The organism is Paenibacillus sp. NPDC093718 (genome assembly GCF_050279985.1).
Taxonomy (GTDB): domain Bacteria; phylum Bacillota; class Bacilli; order Paenibacillales; family Paenibacillaceae; genus Paenibacillus_AQ.
The window spans coordinates 244488-262454 of sequence record NZ_JBNNUS010000003.1; the positions used below are offsets into that span (position 1 = coordinate 244488).

Consider the following 17967-nt stretch of genomic DNA (forward strand, 5'->3'; position numbering starts at 1 on the left):
TTCGAAATATTTTCAAAACCAGTATCGCCCTGCGATTATTAAGGTTTCACGTTCCGTAAACCGTATTGATTATCCAGCGCTTGATAATGCTGAATTCTGGAAAGTACGGTTACTTTTTGCCTTGGGGACATATTCGAACATCTCCTTTAAGTCGACATGCACCGTTTTTCGATGCTTGCTGCAGCTTGCGTCCGGATCAATTTAGGCATGCAAAAAAAAGACGAGCGTTAAGCTCGCCTTTTGTTTAATGATTATTCGATGGTATATCTCACCAAACCGCAACTTTTTTATCCCCGGTTAAAACTATTTGGCCCCCTCCACGGTCTAATGATCAGTCAAGCGCACTCAAGTACTTGAGCATGATCCAATCCGGCCAATGAATGAATAGATGAAACGAATTCGTGCCATGACGTTAATACTAGTGCTAGTAGTTAGGGGTGAGTGAACTGAGAGCGAAAGAGTCGAAGCAAAAACAGTTCAGAGAAAATATGGAGAAATGCAAAAACAAGTTATACCGGGTAGCCTATTGCTATGTCAAAAATGAACAGGAGGCACTGGATATCGTCTCCGAGGCAACCTATACGGGATATCTCGCTTACGAGCGGATGAACACGCCGCAGTATTTTGATTCCTGGATGACCCGGATCGTTATTAACGCTGCCATCGACCATCTCGGTCGCAAGAAGCGGGTTACTTATATGGAAGATCAGACGCAAGACTATGCAGCCGCAGAGCATGCCGTACCGCTGGAAGAGAAGATGGATCTGTACGATGCGCTGGACAGACTGCTGCCGGAGGAGAAAACCTACATTATTTTAAAGTTTTTTGAAGACCTGCGCTTTCGAGAAATGGCGGATGTGCTATCCGTATCCGAAAGTACCGTCAAGACCAGGTTTTATCGTATTATCGGAAAACTAAAATCATATCTAATCGAGGGAGAGGTCGATAGCCTATGACAGGAAAAGAACGCTACGAACACATTGAAATCCCCGCCCAGCTAACCGGCGTTATAGATGCTGCACAGAAAAAGGCGGCTGCCCGCAAACGCTCCATGCGCTTGACGAGATACTCTTCCGTTGTTGCAGCTGCCGTTGCCCTGCTATTCGTGGTCAACATCCCGACGGTGGCCAACGCCTTATCCAAAGTCCCTGTGGTGGGCAGCATCGTTCAGGTTCTGCAGTTCGGGGGCGGAGGCGAACGGACCGACGGCGTTACCGTGGGCACGGAAGCTTCCGAAGACGTACTAAAAATTCAATTTGACCAGGAAGGCAAGTCCGTTTCCAGTGTCCCGGCCTACACGGTGGATCATCGGGATGCGCCAAACCGTCTGATCTTCACGTTTAATGGAGTACGAAATTTTGATTATGAAACCCTTAAGAAAGACATGCTGGCTCTGCCGCTGGTGAAGGATGTCTATGAGAACGTGATTCTGGACGACTCGGCCATGCGTTTTGTCGTTGAACTGAAGGATGGCGTGAAGCATACCGTATCCGAATATAAAGACCCCGGCTATATTGAGCTGAAGCTCACTTCGACCGGAGAGCCGGTAACCCCGCGCGAGGTCTTCTATATCCGCAGTGAAGCCATGCCGCAAGGGGAATCCCTTGCTATTCTTGAAGAGATTTATTGGGAAGACGACGTAACCTTCATTAAGACGGCCAGTGACGACTTCATCGCGGTCATCGGCGGGTTCGATACCCGTGAGGAAGCCGAGCAGAAGCTCGGCGAAATTTCGGCCCGCGACAGCTACGGCGATGATCTGCGCATCGACAGCTGGATGAGTAATGAACGCCCGAACTAATCGGTAACACGAAAAAGGCACCGCTCCGACAAATGTTGGAGCGGTGCCTTTTGATGATGGTCCATTACGCTGCATTGGCGCGTTTGTTACACGCACCAGCTCCGGAAGCGACTCTCCAGGCCGCGAACAACTACGCTCTTGGATGAGGATAGATCATGACTTTTACGCTGGTGTCCTTGTGCGTGCGAGCAAGCTCTACGGCTTCCTCGATCTGATCCAAGGAAAATTGGTGGGTGATGATATCGCGTATGCGGCTGGCCTTGTTTTGCAGCATCTGAATAGCCGCCGGGTACGTGTTTGCGTAGCGGAACACGCCGTATACATCCAGTTCGGCGTCAACCAAAGCGCCAATATCAACCGGGATAGCATCCTTTGTGGGCAGTCCTACAAACACGATCCGGCCTCCCCGGTTCACATAACCGATCGAATCCGCGATGGCCCCGGCGTTGCCTGACGTTTCAATAATAAGATCAATGCCATTGCCGCCCGTGAGTTCGTTCAATCGCTGCGAAACGGATTCGCCCATCGGATTGATCACGCCGGAGGCTCCCATCTGCAGGGCCAGATTACGTCGGTATTCCACGACGTCGCTGCCATATACCTGTGAGGCTCCGGACATTTTGGCCGCCTCCATGGCAAGCAAGCCAATCGGCCCCAGTCCGAGCACCAGCACCCGGTCCTCTGGCCGGATACGCCCGCGGCGTACGGCATGAAGTCCTACGGACAGCGGTTCAAGCAAAGCGCCTTCCTCAAAGGACATTTCATCCGGCAGCCGGAACAGAAAGTCGCTTCGCACCGCAACGAACTCGGCCCAAGCTCCGTCAACCGGCGGGGTCGCCATAAATACAACATCCGGACACAGGTTGTAACGTCCGCTTTTACAATAAGAGCAGCGCCCGCACGTTACGCCCGGTTCCACGGCCACGCGGTCACCAACGGAGACATTTCTTACCTTCTCCCCCGTTCTTACCACAACGCCGGCAAGCTCATGTCCCAGAATCAACGGTTCCTTCACCTCATACCTGCCAATCCGTCCATGCTCATAGTAATGCACATCCGAGCCGCATATGCCGATGCAGTACACCTGAATCAAGGCTTCATCCGGCTTCAGCTTAGGAATGGGAACCTGCTTCACCCCAATGGATAACGGGCGCTCAAGAACGGCGGCAGACATCATATTGAATTGTGACAAGCTGCATTCACCTCTCATCTCAAGAAATCGCTTACCAACTTAGTTTACACGATAAACTATCGCTTCATAAGGGTGTAAAGCGAATTCGTCGAAGCTTCGGTCCGAGCGCTCGTAATTCGAGAGTACAACTTCCGGTTGATGCTCACGCCATTCCGCCGGGAATTGAAAATCCGGTGTTCCGCTATAGAAGTTGAGAACAATCAAGTACGCCTCGTTCCTGAGCGATCTGGAATAGGCGAAAATTTCTGAATGCTCTTTAAGCACGGCTTCATATTTTCCGTAGATCAGCGCCTCACTGGATTTGCGCAGTCGGATCAAGGCTTTATAGTAATTCAGAATGGAATCGGGATCGGTTAACTGCTGCTCTACGTTGATTTCATGATAATTCGGATTGCAGCGGATCCACGGCACAACCGTTGAGAAGCCGCCATAGAGCGTGTTATCCCACTGCATCGGCGTTCTTGCATTGTCCCTAGCCCGGTACGCGATTCTACGCATCGTCTCGGACACGTCTTTCCCGTCCAGAAGCCGCTCGCGGTAATAATTGTAGATCTCCACATCCCGATAATCACTCAGCTCTGCAAACTCGACATTCGTCATTCCGATTTCCTGACCCTGATAAATAAACGGCGTCCCCTGCATCAGCATAAAAAAAGTAGCCAGCATCTTGGACGATTCCTTATGATAATGGACCGGATCGCCAAAACGGGATACGGAGCGCGGCTGATCGTGATTCTCCATATAGAGAGCATTCCAGCCCACGCCTTCAAGCCCCGTCTGCCATTTATGCATGATCTGCTTCAATTCGGCCAAGTCCCAGACCGCATAATCCCAGCGACCTTCCAGTCCGAAATCAAGATTGACATGCTCAAATTGAAAAATCATGTTCAGCGACCCGTTCTCTTCCCCGATCCAGCGGTCTGCTTCCGCTATCGGAATGCCGCTCGCTTCGCCAACCGTCATAATGTCATAATGAGCGAACGCCTCGCGTTTGAATTGCTGAAGAAATTCATGGATGCCCTCTATATTCCGATGTCCGGGATTCGAGTCGACATAACGAAGGTGATTCGGATTCGGCATATCCGGCAAACCCGGAAGCTTCTTAATATGGGTAATCGCATCCACGCGGAAACCGTCAATCCCTTTATCCAGCCACCAACGGATCATCTTGACCAGATCATCCCTGACCGCCGGATTCTCCATATTTAAATCAGGCTGCTTCTTGGAATAGAGATGGAGATAATATTGATCCGTTAACTCGTCATATTCCCAAGCGGAGCCGGTAAAGACGGATTCCCAATTGTTCGGCTCGGCTCCATCCCTCGCATTCCGCCAGATATAGTAATCCCGCTTCGGATTGTTTCGGGAGGAACGGGATTCAATAAACCACGGATGTTCATCCGAGGTATGATTGAGCACCAGATCCATAATAAGCCGCATGCCGCGGTTATGGATTTCGGCCAGCAGCTGATCGAAGTCGGCCATGGATCCGAACTCCGTCATAATATCCTGATAATCGCTGATATCGTAACCGTTGTCGTTATTGGACGAACGATAGATGGGGCATACCCATATAACATCTATCCCGAGATCTTTCAAATAATCCAGGCGGGATATAACCCCTTGCAGATCCCCGATGCCGTCTTCATTCGAATCCATAAAGCTGCGCGGATAGATTTCGTAAGCAACGGCTTCTTTCCACCATACTTTCTGCATTGTCGTATCCCCCGTTTACAATAAATATGCTGCTTATTTAGAAATGCAGACCGAGTCATTACACGTACATCATTAACCAACTTGGTCTGTCGCAGCATACAGTATTGCCGTATAAGCGATCTTATAAGCCTAACAACCATAGAATAGCCATGCCGCGGGGATATGCAGCATGGCCTTTAGCAAGTCTACTATGAAACTACGAAAAGCGAATTCGCCCCTGCTCCCATGTAACATACTGCAGGGGTTCTGTCAGACACCGGTAAGGATCGGCATTCACTCCCTTAAATTCCCGCTAACCCCGTACATACTTCGCAGTCAGCGATTGTTCCGCCGCGATCAGTTCAGCAGGCGTTCCTTCGAACATGACCCTGCCTCCCCTGCTGCCGCCCTCGGGTCCGAGATCGATGATCCAGTCCGCCTGACGGATCACATCCAGATTGTGCTCGATCACGATCACCGAGCTGCCATTATCAACGAGCCGATTCATCATGTCCAGCAAATGCCCGACATCCGACATATGCAGTCCGGTCGTCGGCTCGTCCATCACGTAGATCTTTCCCTGCTTGTGCAGTTCACTGGCCAGCTTGATGCGCTGGCTTTCGCCCCCGGACAGGGTGCTTAGCGGCTGTCCGAGGGTCAGATAGTGCAGGCCCACATCGTGCAAAGCCTCCAGCCGCCGCCTGATTTCTTTTTTCTCGAAAAAATCGAGTGCCTGCAGCACGGTCATATCCAGCACATCGGTAATCATTTTTCCATGGAGCCTATACTGCAGTACATCATCCTTAAAGCGCCTGCCGTCACAGGTGTCGCACGGAGACTTGATGCCTTCCATGAACGCCAGGTCCGTATAGATGAACCCGAGGCCGTGGCAGTCGGGACAAGCCCCTTTCGAATTGAAGCTGAACAGGGATGGACTCTGATCGTTAGCTTTGGCAAACATGCTCCGGATGTCATCCATGATGCCCGTATAGGTAGCAGGATTCGAACGGATCGAGGTGCTGACGGCGGACTGGTCGATGACGACAGCCTCGGGATGCTGGGACAGGAAGACACGATGAATCAGCGAGCTCTTGCCTGACCCCGCTACGCCCGTAACCACGGTCAACACGCCTTCCGGGATATCCACCGTTACATTGTTCAGATTATGATGATTGGCATTGGCAATGCGCATTTGTCCTGTCGGTACCCGGAACTGTTCTTTCATCGGCATGAAACGTTTCATATACTGCCCGGTTAACGTAGAATCTTGGCTGCATAGCTGCTCAACCGTGCCCTCGAAGACAATTTCCCCTCCCCGGGTACCGGCATTCGGCCCCACGTCCACCACATGGTCGGCAATTTCAATCACGTCACGGTCATGCTCCACGACCAGCACCGTGTTGCCCTTGTCGCGAAGCTTCCTGAGCATGTCGTTCAGCCGGTGAACATCCCGGGGATGCAAACCTACGCTAGGCTCATCAAAAACATACATCATATCCGTCAGGCTGCTGCCCAGATGCCTAACCATCTTCACCCGCTGCGACTCGCCCCCGGAGAGCGTGGTTGTCTCCCGACTCAGCGTCAGGTAATCCAACCCCATATCCATCAAGTGCTGCAGCCGCTCGGCCAAGCTGGCCACCATACTGGCAGCCACCGGCTCTTTGATATTCAGGATGACCTCCCTTAACTCCCCAATCTCCATGGCCGCACACTCGGCGATATTATAACCGTTGATCCTGCAGCTTAATGCCGTTTGACTGAGCCGCGTCCCCTTGCATAACGGGCATGTGCCATGCGTAATAAAATTTTTGACGTGATTCAAGGTGCGTTCCGATAATTCACTGCTGTCTCTCTGAATATAAAGCCGGTTAAACTTCAACACGAGACCTTCGAAGTCGGACTGTACCGGTCCTCCCTTGGACGGGAACGTTACCTTCCCCTCCTTGCCGTACAGGAAGAGATCCCATTCCGCTTCGGAATAGTCGGCCAGCTTCTTGTCGTTATCAAAGAAACCGGACAGGGTGTAGTTCTTCATATACCAGCTATCTACGGAGAAAATAGGAAATCGGACCGCTCCCTCATTCAAAGACTTGCTCGTATCCAGCAGTCTATTTAGATCGAGATCGACCTTCCTGCCGATTCCCTGACATTCCGGACACATGCCTTGGGGATCATTAAAAGAAAAGACGTTGGAATATCCCACAAATGGCTGTCCCACCCTGGAAAACAACAGACGGAGTATGGCGTACAGATCCGTAATCGTCCCTAGCGTGGATCGCGAATTGCCCCCCAGACGCTTCTGGTCAATGACGATGGCCGTAGACAAGTTCTCGATCGAATCGACGTCCGGCTGACTGTGCCGTGGAAGTCGGTTACGGACAAAAGCGGTAAACGTCTCATTCAGCAATCGCTGAGCTTCCGAGCTGATTGTATCGAACACGATGGACGATTTGCCCGACCCGGATACGCCGGTAAAGACCGTGATTTTTCGTTTAGGAATTTGCAGCGTCACATTCTTCAGGTTATTCTCTCTGGCTCCACGAATGTTGATATATTCTTGCACCATGGCCGTTCCTCCCTTGTACCCTGTAGTGTTCTTATTATAAAAGGGCAATCATGACATGTACTGTCATAATGGATGAAGGCTTTATTAAGTTATTCCCGTAACCGCGAAATATCAGGAAGGTTGTTGCCGCATTAATGCTATACTTAGTTTATAATGAGTCAGGAGAAGAAAAATGTTACTTCCTCCCATTTTTGATTCTGGTTTGCCAACAAGCATCCTGTCCCTTACAATTTACGGAACATCATCGTTTCTTAGAATTCATGATTAACAGGAGAGTAATGACGATATGAGCAAAAAAATAGTCGCCATCGATATGGATGATACCATCTGCCATCTCATACCCAAGGCCATTCATTATCACAATTTGCAGTACAAGGATCCTCAGCTGACACTGGATCAGATTACCGATTATAACCTGCACCAAATCTGGCATCCTGAATGCTCGGAAGAGTTTTTCTTCGGAAAGCCGGGTTTATATGAAGAACTGGAACTATTTGATGAATATACGATTGACGAAGTCCACAGAATGACGCATGATTATGACGTCATTGTTGTTACCGCAGCCCGCCCCTCCTCAGTGCCCGAGAAATGGAGATGGCTGCAGCGGCATATGCCTTTTATTCCGTTCGAGAATTTTTTCGTGGCCAAGCGCAAGGATTTAGTGGAATTTGATCTTCTGATTGACGATGGTCCCCATAATGCGATTGCCGCCAGAAAAGCCGGAAAACAAACCATTCTGATTCCGCGTCCGTGGAACGCGCATATTCAGCATGAATTTATTCTGAAGGATTCCTGGAAGGGAATGAACGAGCTAGTAGACCGCATTTTATCTGATTCTAACCATCAAGGGGATATGAAATAAATGAATACAGACCGCAATAGCCGGTACCTATCGCAAGACATCCATTTTTTCGCGGCCGCATTATCGGAAACGGTGGTTTCCGTATGGGAAGAGGATCCCGCAAGCGTATACGTGGAGATCGAGCGAGGTTACATTGAATGCTACACACCGGATGTCGTCCGCATCCGTAACGAAGAGACAGGTTATCTGACGCACTACAGCCGTGACACCGCTATGTTTCAACGGATGTAAACCGATAAAGGCCGCTTCCCTTGCCGGGAGGCGGCTCTTTTATTGCTCAGATTACCTTTTAGCTGACAGGACAAGAAACAGGGTTGCGAGCGGACCTAACAACAGGGACAGGGATAGCAGAAACCAGTTTAATCCCGTTCTGTTTTTCCCTTGAGCCAATCCCGCATTGATTAACGCCAGCGTTCCCCATCCCACGTAGAATTCATTATTCATCCTATCTCCTCCGATACCGTACTCTTTATCTGCTTATTACGTTTTGGCAAGCTGGATCGTTGTAGATATACAAAAAAAGAGCAAGGAAAGCTCCCTGCCCGGGGAATATGAACGTGAATAGCAGCAGCCTCAAAAAGCTCCGTCTTTAGCCGCGAAGGCCAAAACTCTCATCGGAGTGGACTTTCGATTCTTAAGATGGCTCCAATTCTCTTAACAGCTGAAATATCTGTCCCCGATGGTGGGACTCATGCTCTATCAGATGATAGATGACCCATTCCGGTGTTACATCGTACGGTTCCAGTTGTCTGACTTTCCTCCAGTCCAAGAGGTCCATGCCTTTGAAATGGGTCAGCAGTTCATGACGTACCTTCTGCATACGGTGAAGGTGTTCATCCAGTGACTGATCCGGCACTTCAGAAAGACGGTTATCTTCGGTACGGTGATCCCAGGGAAAGCCGGCCTTTATTTTCGGATCCCAATCGGATTCAAGCACTTCAGCGTATAGCCAGTCCGCTTCAATATAAGCAATATGGTACAACAGCGAACCGATCGACTGCCGACCGTCCACCCTATGGTTCAACTGCTCATACCGAATCCCTTCCAGCCGTTTCAATATCGTTCGCCGCACATCCTCAAGTCCCCATATCCAGCGGCCGATCTCCGGCTCAAACCCAGGCAGTGCCTCAACCGTCAACGTTTTCCTCTGCAAATCTTCACGCTCCCTTAAATCATCTTATGGACTTAAGAGTAACAGGCTCAAGCGGCAGACTGCCAGGTAAAGTTCGGTTTAGGCAAAAATCATCCCGGGGCATTCAGCCGTTCTTACTTCTTTCTAGTCGCAATCGCCTCTGCCGTTTGTTTAACGGCCTGATGGCCGAACACCGCAAACGCTCCTGCGAGTATGCCTTGAATGATATTTTCCACGCTCCAGCCGATCAAGCCGGTTGTGAACAGAATCGATACAACCATAACCAAATATACAATGCTCCAATTCGGAACCTTGGGCGTTTGCTTCAGCACATATCCGATTACCCAACAGGCAGCAACGACCATGAAGAGCCGCGGGTCAATCAATTGAAAAATGACGCTCCATTCCATGGTAAACCCACCCTTTCCATTCATCTTCTACATCCTATTCCCCGAGCCTATCGATCGGCTTGTATTTATATCCTTATTCTCGCAAGCAAAATAATAGAATATGCGAAACGGAATTTACGATAGGTTTGACGATGAGCAGACGCAGCAACGAATTACTTTGTTTCCCCGGTGGAGGAAATCGCAGTGAGTATCCAATATGAATGGCGGTGACACTTAAGGCTGCTGCCTCCCCGCTTCAATAATTCCGATGATCCAGTCGGTCAGCCGCCGATCCTTCTCTTCTTGACTGCAATTTCGTGTCGATGATCTGGTAGTTTAGAATAAACGCAGCCCCTTTGTGCAGCACCGGATCAAAATAATCCTTCTGAATCCAGCCCTTATAGCGGGATAGGTGATCTGACACCAGATAATCGATATTGCTATGGTCCAGGTTATAACCGAAGGTTACCAAGAATTTGCGATTCTTCATAATGACCTCCTCCTTAAACATCCGAATTCTCGCCTATTATTTTCCATATACATTGTACAAAAAAGGCAGCCTCCACACCAACGGAAGCTGCCTTATTCGAAACCTGTTCTAACATCCCCAATTCCAAACCAAACTTGATGTTATACCTTGCTAACCTCAGCTCTATCCTCTGCGGGGGCCTGAGCCTCGACAGCCGACTGCTCGCCCTGCCATAACAGCTGCATCTCTTCGCTAGTGGCGAGCAGCTCAGACAAGCTGCCTTCCGCTTCGATCCGGCCATCCTTCATGACGATGATATGATCGGCCTTCGAAAGGGCTGCCCTGCGATGTGATACCGCGATGCAAGTGACGTCCCGCTCCTTGAACAACCCATCCCATACCAGCTGCTCCGTCTCCACGTCCAGTGCGCTGGACAGATCATCAAAAATGAATAAATCCGCGCCCGTGATCAGCATGCGTGCTGTTGCCGCCCGCTGGATTTGTCCCCCCGACAGCATCACGCCCCTCGGACCGACAAACGTCTCCAGTCCCTGATCCAGATTCTCGATATCCTTCTCCATGACGGCCAGACGGACAGCCCGTTCCAGAGCTTCCTCCGTCCGCTCTTTCTTCCCTTGTACGATGTTCTCTTTCAAGGGATCGCTAAACAGCCTTGGAACCTGCGGAGTATATGCCGCCCGTGGAGGCATTAGGAAGGTTGCAGGATCCACCTCTTCCCCGTTCCAGCGGATCGTCCCTTCCTGTTTCGGCAGCAGTCCCAGCAATGTCCGGACAAGCGTCGATTTCCCCGCCCCGATTCGTCCGGTCACCACCAGAAACTTGCCGCGCTCCAGGCGGAAATTAATATCCGATATGCCATTCTCCGAATTCGGATAACGGTACGATAAACTCTTGACTTCCAGCTCCTTCAGCTTCTCCCCCGGTTCTCTGTGAATGACGGGCAGTTCCGGCGGCTCTTCGTTCAAATACGTTTCCCGCGCCTCAATAATCCGGTCTTCCTCGCCAGGGCGAAACAGCGAGCGCATCCGGTCAAAGGAAACCTTCAGCCGCTTGTGCTGGAATACCATATAACCGAATAAGGAAATGCTGAAGCCGATATTGGCAAGGTAAGACGTAAACAAAGCAAAGTCCCCGACGGTAAAATGCCCGGCCTGCATTTCAGCTGCGCACATTAACAGAATCAGTCCCGTACAGATGCTAAGCACATGCTGATTCAAGGATCGCATCCATTGTTTGAACAGATTATCCTTCAGCGCTGCCTGCCGGCGGTCTTCGTTCAGCTTCATGAAGCGCTCATGTACATGATCCTCGGCCTGCCCGAGCTTCAAGGCTTGAACCGCACCGAAGGTTTCCGCGATAAAGCTGGTAATGCGCCCCGTAGCTTCCCGGTTCTTTAGCCCGTAACGACGCGCGCGGTTGCCGGACAGATTGTTCAGGAGCGTGACTACCACGAGCGGAAGCACGGCCACCAGCATGATCTTCCAGTTAATGCTCGCCATAATGACAACGGATACGAGGGCAAAAACGAGACGTCCCCAGAAATCAACCCAGGACTCCACGTATTCCACAACTTCATCCACATCATCGCGGAAGCGGCTCATCGCCTCCCCTGGAGAAGCCGGCAAATTCCGCCCCGGCCAACGCATAATCCCGGCCAGCATGTTCGTGCGCAGAATGGCCTGAATGTGGTAAATATACGTTACCCATTGATAGAATGCCGCAAAGAACGTCCCTACCCGCGCAACCCTTACAACGGCAATAAAGATCAAGGGCACCGCCAGCCATACATAATCCGTGGAACTTGCCGTCGCCCGGTCAAAAAACCACTGCATCCCCAGCCCGATCAATAGCGGCAAGGAATGAAAAATGCACCACAACAGACCGTTGATTAAAAATAATGAAGGCCTGAATCGAAAGAGGCGCCCTATAAAACCCGTGATGGTCATGCCAGTTCCTCCTCTCTGCCTGTGCTCAGCAGTCTGGCATAATGTGATGCCGGATCTAACGCAAGAGCTTCCCGTGCGCCGAATTCCATAATTCGCCCGTCACCCAGCACCATAATTTTATCCACCTGCTCCAGCGTAGCCAGCCGGTGCGCGATGATGATGCCCGTACAGCTGCTCATCAGCTGATCCACGGCTGACTGCAGCATCGTTTCCGTTGCGGCATCCAGGCGTGAAGACGGTTCATCCAGAATCACCAGGCTTGGCTGCGTCAAAAATACCCGGGTTAAAGCGAATAGCTGCGCTTCTCCCGCAGACAGCGAAGCTCCGCCTGCTGTCAGATGCGTATCCAGGCCTTCCGGCTGTGCATCGATCCATTGCCGAAGCCCCAAACGCTCCGTCGTTTCCAGAATGAATGCATCCGACACGCCGTGATCAAACAACGTCAGGTTGTCACGCAGCGAGCCATCGAACAGCTGCACATCCTGTGTGACCATACCCACCCGGCGGTAAAGCGCAGGCAGCTTCAGCTTCGTGATATCGGTCCCCCCGACGCGGATCACGCCGCTGTCGATGTTATACAGTCGAAGCAGAATACGGCTGAGACTCGACTTTCCGCTGCCGGTACGACCGATAATGCCCAGGCGTTCGCCTGGTTTGACTTCAAAGTTGATGTCTTTTAACACCGGTTTATCTTCGTTATAACTGAAGCTGACGCCCTCAAATTCCAAACCGAGCGCTCCTTCCGGAAGCTCTTCTTGCTCTCCGTCTACAATCTCGCTCTTGTTGGACAACAGCTCTCTGGAGCGCAGCATGCCGGATTTTGCTTTTTGAAACTCCTGCACCTGGTCACCCAGCATCTCGATCGGGTCATTCAGCATCTGCGTATATTGATAGATTAGGAACAGGGTCCCCAGCGTAATTTCACCGATCAAATAATAGCGAACTCCTAGTAACAGGACAGCGGTAACCGCAAGAGCAAACAGAATCACCGTGGTGTTCCAAGGGACGACGCGGAGCATCCAGGCTTTTCTCCCTTTCAGGAAAACACTGCGCATCATGCGGTGAAACCGATTCATCACATACGGCACATTGCCGTTCGCCTGTACATCCTCAATGCCAGCGATGCGTTCCTCAATTAACCCGAACAGCGAAGCGCTGGCTTCACGTTCATTCTTCGAAGAATTGACGCCCATATTCCGGATGAACACCATGAACAAAATGGACAGCAGTGTAAACACCGTCATGACGATCGCGATCGGCAGATTGACCGTAAACATAAATCCTAGTATGCCGGCGAGCAGCACAAAACTTCCGATAACCTGCACGATGAACATCGCGAAGAAGTTCGAAATATTCGTCACGTCGCCGTCAACCCGCTCAATCATCTCGCCGGGCGTTTTGACATTATGAAATCGCATATCCAGCCGCAAGCAATGCTTCAAAAGATCGCCGCGAAGCCGGTTTGTCGCGCGCCATGAAATATCGTTCCCCATATAGCTGACAGCCACGGTTATCAGCTGGTTAGAAACAGCAACGACCAGAAACAATCCCGCCAGCTGAATCAGCGTGGCTATAACCCCGCCTTCGGCTGCCGTGTCAATAAACCGTTTAACAATTTGCGGATTCAAGAGCTGCAAGCCCGTCGACGTCAGCAGCAACACGAGCAGCAGTATTAGCCGTCCTTTAACCGGTTTCAAATACCGCAGCAGCCATGACATGGAAACCTTTTCTTGTTTGGGCACAGTGCCCACCCCCATATGCAAGCAAGTATGTACGGACCTCCACCCCCCATAAAGCAAGGTGTGGCGGCAGTAAATCATTACCAGTCTACATGATATCGACCGTCATTCCTAGGTAAAGAATAATTATAAATATGTAATAAACCATCTCCCTTTATATAAAAATAGCAAGTCAATACCTGCTTCAAAAAAAAGCGAATCCGATAATTCAGCATACTCGTATATGTATAATAGAGTGACGTGCAACTTTTTGGAGGTGGGCATAATGAATACTGGGATCAGTGGATTAGACGGACTGGATGAAGAGAAGCTATCAGAAATTCGCGAAAATGCTGCAAGGCTCTCGGACATGAAACAAGAAGTGCCCGTGGAAGAATTGTTCTCGGAATCATTTATTCAAAGACATACCAAGTTTTCTTCAATCGGTCACTTGCTGAAAGCCGCAGGTTATGAGGGAAGCACAGATGAAGAGTTTGACGAATTCATACAAGGACATACGATTAACCCGTTTATCGTTGAACATACCCCATTTCGCAGCTGGCAGGATTTCCAGGAATTAGCCGTATCGGCTTATATCACGAAATGGCTGGGATTGTAAATAGCTCATCCAAAAGACTGGACTTTGCCTCAGATGAGGGAAGACAACCAAAGAAGCCCCTCTAACCGATGTTAGAAGGGCTTCTGATATATTTTTTAAGGGGTGCTTATATCATATGCTCCGAATATTAATGGGAGCTTAAATTAGGATTAAAGGGACATAAATTGTTCGATGGGGCACAAAAAGCACTGCTCTTTTGCACACCCCCAACAAGTGGAGGTTTGCATATACATGGAGGAGAACCATACTTCCTATCTCATAATAATCAGGTATTTATTCGGTCGTAACTGTAGCCGTCTTGGTCTTATTATCCCAGCTAACTTTGGCGCCTAATGCTTCACCGATGGCCCGAAGCGGCACATAGGTCACGCCATTCTCAAGCTTGCCATCCGCGATCTGCTTTCCGTTGACGACGACATGTACCTTATCCTCCACTGTACCAGCCCCCTCTTTCTTCTGAAGCCCCAAATATTTAGTAATGCCATTCACATGCCCGATCGCAATAGAATCTATTACATCCTGCCGTTTAAGCTTGGCTGCATCTGCCGCGACATCGATAAACAAGTTTTCGGTTAAGACAGCAGGCATTTTAGATTCACGGACCATATGCAAGTTAGCGGCCTTCTGCCCCCGATCGATGACTCCGAAGGATTTAATGGCATTCATGACCTCCATATGCATAACGTTCTGCAATTTTACCGAACCGGAGCTTGCCGAGGTATATCGATATGACTCAAAGCCCCCTGCACCTCCACCCGCGTTACAATGAATGCTAACTAGGATATCTGCGCCAGCAGCGTTTGCCTTATGGGTCCGTTCAGCCAATTCAAGGAACACATCTGAAGACCGGGAGAGTAGTACTTGGACATCGCCATATTCAGCTTCCAATCGTTTCTTCACAGCAAGAGACACCGCTAACACGACGTCTTTCTCCTGCAGGCCATTTCCGGTTGCTCCGGAATCCTTCCCGCCATGCCCTGCGTCAATCCAAACCTTTTTCACGATCATTCACCGCCTTTGTAGGTTGTTGAATAGCCCGGTGATCCATTACAGCGAAGGCAACTGCAGCAATTCCTTCCACCAATGCTTCCACGCTTATATTAGGCAAGCAACTGTAAGTCCTACTGCAAGGACGAGTATAATATATAAGATACTCCAATCTGGTACATTCGGTGTTTGCTTAAGCCTATATTGGATGGCCTAGATACAGTCTCTATTCCCTTTTGGGCATTAGGTACACGTCTCCCGTTTTACATTAAACGAAGTTCTAAATTGAGACTTGCGCATGGTCTTGTAAGGGGTTGATTCTATGTTTACCATGTTCGTCGGTGCCATTCATATCTGGCTTGGTCTATTCATATTCAGAAATCCGAAGAAATAGCAATTCGAATGAACTGTAGCTCTGGTGGAATTATCCACCTTTTTAGCTTGTAATATGTATTACTCGTATTAACTATTTTCATTGAGTTTTTGGTGAGGAGCTGGTTAATATATCTGGATTTGTACTTATCGTGTTTGCTGTCGTTTTTTTGGTACGTGGTGTATTGAGAATACGCAAACCCACATGGGGTTCCTTATACACAATATGGAAAGTGAAGTATGAGTCTGAGCCAAGTTCGGACTACATTCAATATATCAAATCCAGTGGGCTTCTTCTGCTGGTTCTCGGGTCCATTTTATTCGTGGCTGGAATTCTGATTGTACTGCTATGATCCCTCTCTCCAAGCATAATAGCGAGCCCCCACACACCTTCTCGCCTTTTTCAATGGTTATACATCCTATCAAAGGAAAAGCGGCAGATAGTCAATTCCATTTCATTCTCAAGTTGTAGCTCTAAGGATAGTGGTGAACCTTTGTTAAGGTTCACCACTGCATTACAGACTTTTTATGCGTGATTCTTCTTATGCTTTTTACACTTTACAATGATTTTTTGTCCAGGTTTGAGGACGATAACTTTAACCTTATGATGATGTTTTTTCATAAGAAATCCTCCCTTCACAGAAGATATTGCATTATATGCAGCGTCTGCGAGAATGAATTGGACTACTAATCTATGAAATGAAATCATGAAACAATCGACAAGAGAACCCTCTCTCTGATTGCACTGTGTTATGGAAAAGGCACCCAGATTTGTCTGGATGCCTTCAAATATAATCCTGGAACATTCAATTCACGTAAGCGGGGTCCTTACCAAGGTATTTAATTAAAATCCCCAAGTACGAAGTATAATTACAAGTAGAATAAAGAGAACGAGAATAACACCAATACTACTACCATACCCAGAACCTTCGTATCCACTCATTTTCCATACCCCTTCCTAATTGGAATAATACATAGTATGTAAGGGCATCTGATAACGCAAAGGCAAGAGGTAATAGTCAAGTACATATTTTATAAAACAAGAACTATCGAAGATGAGGTTACTGATTAACCCTGTTCATTATCCGTATTTCCACTATAACGATGAGGATGTCCTTCGTTGTTCAGTAACGAATAATAATATCCGTAAAGGGCACCATAATTCTGGTACCTGTCCCGCTAAATAATCAACAATATTACTGAAAGGAGTTCAAATCGTGAAGAAAATCCTCACCACATTTTTAGCCGGTATAAGTATTGCTTTGATTCTTGCGGTTCCTGCTTTTGCAGAAAACAACAACATGAATTCAAACGATATGAGAACCAATAACGTGAACACAAACGGCTATAACACGAATGCTGTAGGCAATGACAACGATACAGACTGGGGTTGGCTCGGTTTACTCGGTCTTGCCGGCCTCGTAGGTCTGAGACGTCGCAATCCGGAACGTCATTAAAGAGAACGTTGAAGCAATATGATAAAATCCTGCTCATTCGAGCGGGATTTTATCATTCCTTTCACCAATCTCAGAGTCCACCTTGCTCAGGATCGGCCCTTTGAGTCAACACACTTTGCAGCAGCGAGGTTCCCTTTCGCGAGTCCCGTTCCTTGACTTTTGGTGTACTTTGACTTGATGGAAATGAGCTGAGACCCTTAGATATAACAAAAACTGCCTGTCAATAAGCCAGCAGGATCTTATATTCCATTAGTGCTCTAGCTTTCGTTTTAGTTTTGTTATCCCAGCCCACGTTGACCCCGAGCACCTCGCCAACAGCCCAGAGAGGTACATAAGTTACTCCGTCTGCTAACTTACCGTCTGTAATCCCCATTTTTTCAGATACCATCTACTCGTGTTCAAATGAACCATAGTAAATTTTACCTGAATTTGATATACTGACATTATTACTTTAGTCATGGGTGCGTGATCAATCAAATGTGGGATAAAGAACTAAAAATAGCCATTCAGAAGAAGCATATCGTGACGATATACCTCATCAATGGCGAAGTATTACAAGGCATACCAGATGCTTGTACAGATCGTTTAGAGATGCGGAGTGCTTATGGGCCAGTCTGGGTTCCATTAGAGGAAATAAAGCATGTGAGTCGATTAATACGACTTAGACGAAAAAAAGAACCTGCTGGCATATAGTGGTCAAGACCCAATTTAGTGAAAATTAAAAAAGCACCTAGACTGCAA

At 48.8% G+C, this 17967-nt stretch carries 18 protein-coding genes; 6 read left to right on the plus strand and 12 right to left on the minus strand.

What is annotated here, in order from left to right; all coding sequences use genetic code 11:
- The first annotated feature begins 437 nt into the window (after positions 1 to 437).
- On the plus strand, positions 438 to 956 hold the full coding sequence (locus ACQKPA_RS10970; RefSeq protein ID WP_427492101.1) for a sigma-70 family RNA polymerase sigma factor: 519 nt from the start codon (positions 438 to 440) through the stop codon (positions 954 to 956).
- Entirely contained in the window at positions 953 to 1801 is an 849-nt protein-coding gene (locus ACQKPA_RS10975; protein ID WP_427492103.1) for a hypothetical protein, read from the plus strand. Before ACQKPA_RS10970 ends, ACQKPA_RS10975 begins: the two co-directional genes overlap by 4 nt.
- Positions 1802 to 1931: 130 nt before the next feature.
- Here ACQKPA_RS10975 and ACQKPA_RS10980 read toward each other — a convergent pair whose 3' ends face one another.
- The 3 genes from ACQKPA_RS10980 to ACQKPA_RS10990 form a co-directional block, all read right to left on the minus strand.
- Complete coding sequence (locus tag ACQKPA_RS10980) at positions 1932 to 2993, minus strand: NAD(P)-dependent alcohol dehydrogenase (RefSeq protein ID WP_427492105.1); 1062 nt, start codon at positions 2991 to 2993, stop codon at positions 1932 to 1934.
- Positions 2994 to 3032: 39 nt separating this feature from the next.
- The gene (locus ACQKPA_RS10985; protein WP_427492107.1) at positions 3033 to 4709 is read right to left on the minus strand and encodes a glycoside hydrolase family 13 protein; all 1677 of its coding nucleotides are present in this window, start codon (positions 4707 to 4709) and stop codon (positions 3033 to 3035) included.
- 292 nt (positions 4710 to 5001) lie between these two features.
- Positions 5002 to 7254 (minus strand): ATP-binding cassette domain-containing protein, encoded by a 2253-nt coding sequence (locus tag ACQKPA_RS10990; RefSeq protein WP_427492109.1) that lies wholly within the window; start codon positions 7252 to 7254, stop codon positions 5002 to 5004.
- A 286-nt stretch (positions 7255 to 7540) separates the two neighbouring features.
- On the opposite strand from ACQKPA_RS10990, the gene ACQKPA_RS10995 reads away from it, so the two are divergent.
- Both ACQKPA_RS10995 and ACQKPA_RS11000 read left to right on the plus strand, forming a co-directional pair.
- Entirely contained in the window at positions 7541 to 8116 is a 576-nt protein-coding gene (locus ACQKPA_RS10995) for a 5' nucleotidase, NT5C type (protein ID WP_071222106.1), read from the plus strand.
- Complete coding sequence (locus ACQKPA_RS11000; protein ID WP_071222107.1) at positions 8117 to 8347, plus strand: hypothetical protein; 231 nt, start codon at positions 8117 to 8119, stop codon at positions 8345 to 8347.
- A 51-nt stretch (positions 8348 to 8398) separates the two neighbouring features.
- On the opposite strand, the gene ACQKPA_RS11005 is transcribed toward ACQKPA_RS11000, so the two are convergent.
- From ACQKPA_RS11005 to ACQKPA_RS11030, 6 genes are all read right to left on the minus strand, one after another.
- Positions 8399 to 8560 carry a hypothetical protein gene (locus ACQKPA_RS11005; protein ID WP_427492112.1) on the minus strand — a complete coding sequence of 54 codons (162 nt, stop codon included), beginning with the start codon at positions 8558 to 8560 and terminating at the stop codon, positions 8399 to 8401.
- A gap of 190 nt (positions 8561 to 8750) precedes the next feature.
- Positions 8751 to 9269: a DinB family protein gene (locus ACQKPA_RS11010; protein WP_427492114.1), complete on the minus strand. Its 519-nt coding sequence runs from the start codon at positions 9267 to 9269 to the stop codon at positions 8751 to 8753.
- 113 nt (positions 9270 to 9382) lie between these two features.
- Complete coding sequence (locus tag ACQKPA_RS11015; protein ID WP_071222109.1) at positions 9383 to 9682, minus strand: phage holin family protein; 300 nt, start codon at positions 9680 to 9682, stop codon at positions 9383 to 9385.
- A gap of 211 nt (positions 9683 to 9893) precedes the next feature.
- Entirely contained in the window at positions 9894 to 10127 is a 234-nt protein-coding gene (locus ACQKPA_RS11020) for a hypothetical protein (protein WP_427492116.1), read from the minus strand.
- A gap of 140 nt (positions 10128 to 10267) precedes the next feature.
- Complete coding sequence (locus ACQKPA_RS11025; RefSeq protein ID WP_427492118.1) at positions 10268 to 12073, minus strand: ABC transporter ATP-binding protein; 1806 nt, start codon at positions 12071 to 12073, stop codon at positions 10268 to 10270.
- Positions 12070 to 13815, minus strand: coding sequence for an ABC transporter ATP-binding protein (locus ACQKPA_RS11030; protein WP_427492120.1), 1746 nt, complete (start codon positions 13813 to 13815; stop codon positions 12070 to 12072). The genes ACQKPA_RS11025 and ACQKPA_RS11030 overlap by 4 nt, the downstream gene beginning before the upstream one ends.
- Before the next feature lie 262 nt (positions 13816 to 14077).
- On the opposite strand from ACQKPA_RS11030, the gene ACQKPA_RS11035 reads away from it, so the two are divergent.
- Positions 14078 to 14410 carry a hypothetical protein gene (locus ACQKPA_RS11035; protein WP_071222114.1) on the plus strand — a complete coding sequence of 111 codons (333 nt, stop codon included), beginning with the start codon at positions 14078 to 14080 and terminating at the stop codon, positions 14408 to 14410.
- A gap of 273 nt (positions 14411 to 14683) precedes the next feature.
- On the opposite strand, the gene ACQKPA_RS11040 is transcribed toward ACQKPA_RS11035, so the two are convergent.
- Together ACQKPA_RS11040 and ACQKPA_RS11045 are read right to left on the minus strand one after the other, a co-directional pair.
- Positions 14684 to 15412, minus strand: a complete 729-nt coding sequence (locus tag ACQKPA_RS11040; protein WP_427492123.1) for an N-acetylmuramoyl-L-alanine amidase — start codon at positions 15410 to 15412, stop codon at positions 14684 to 14686.
- Positions 15413 to 16613: 1201 nt separating this feature from the next.
- The gene (locus ACQKPA_RS11045; RefSeq protein ID WP_074961926.1) at positions 16614 to 16712 is read right to left on the minus strand and encodes a YjcZ family sporulation protein; all 99 of its coding nucleotides are present in this window, start codon (positions 16710 to 16712) and stop codon (positions 16614 to 16616) included.
- Positions 16713 to 16986: 274 nt separating this feature from the next.
- Between ACQKPA_RS11045 and ACQKPA_RS11050 the strand changes: the two genes are divergently transcribed.
- A complete protein-coding gene (locus ACQKPA_RS11050; protein WP_427492125.1) occupies positions 16987 to 17226 on the plus strand; it encodes a WGxxGxxG family protein in 240 nt (79 codons plus the stop codon).
- A 220-nt stretch (positions 17227 to 17446) separates the two neighbouring features.
- On the opposite strand, the gene ACQKPA_RS11055 is transcribed toward ACQKPA_RS11050, so the two are convergent.
- Positions 17447 to 17614 carry a stalk domain-containing protein gene (locus ACQKPA_RS11055; RefSeq protein WP_427492127.1) on the minus strand — a complete coding sequence of 56 codons (168 nt, stop codon included), beginning with the start codon at positions 17612 to 17614 and terminating at the stop codon, positions 17447 to 17449.
- Positions 17615 to 17967: the final 353 nt, after the last annotated feature.

Coding starts and splice junctions, on each gene's coding strand:
- ACQKPA_RS11035 (WP_071222114.1), top strand. CDS start 14,078: ATGAATACTGGGATCAGTGGATTAGACGGACTGGATGAAGAGAAGCTA.
- ACQKPA_RS10995 (WP_071222106.1), top strand. CDS start 7,541: ATGAGCAAAAAAATAGTCGCCATCGATATGGATGATACCATCTGCCAT.
- ACQKPA_RS11045 (WP_074961926.1), bottom strand. CDS start 16,712: ATGAGTGGATACGAAGGTTCTGGGTATGGTAGTAGTATTGGTGTTATT.
- ACQKPA_RS10985 (WP_427492107.1), bottom strand. CDS start 4,709: ATGCAGAAAGTATGGTGGAAAGAAGCCGTTGCTTACGAAATCTATCCG.
- ACQKPA_RS11000 (WP_071222107.1), top strand. CDS start 8,117: ATGAATACAGACCGCAATAGCCGGTACCTATCGCAAGACATCCATTTT.
- ACQKPA_RS10990 (WP_427492109.1), bottom strand. CDS start 7,254: ATGGTGCAAGAATATATCAACATTCGTGGAGCCAGAGAGAATAACCTG.
- ACQKPA_RS11015 (WP_071222109.1), bottom strand. CDS start 9,682: ATGAATGGAAAGGGTGGGTTTACCATGGAATGGAGCGTCATTTTTCAA.
- ACQKPA_RS11005 (WP_427492112.1), bottom strand. CDS start 8,560: ATGAATAATGAATTCTACGTGGGATGGGGAACGCTGGCGTTAATCAAT.
- ACQKPA_RS11020 (WP_427492116.1), bottom strand. CDS start 10,127: ATGAAGAATCGCAAATTCTTGGTAACCTTCGGTTATAACCTGGACCAT.
- ACQKPA_RS10975 (WP_427492103.1), top strand. CDS start 953: ATGACAGGAAAAGAACGCTACGAACACATTGAAATCCCCGCCCAGCTA.
- ACQKPA_RS11055 (WP_427492127.1), bottom strand. CDS start 17,614: ATGGTATCTGAAAAAATGGGGATTACAGACGGTAAGTTAGCAGACGGA.
- ACQKPA_RS11025 (WP_427492118.1), bottom strand. CDS start 12,073: ATGACCATCACGGGTTTTATAGGGCGCCTCTTTCGATTCAGGCCTTCA.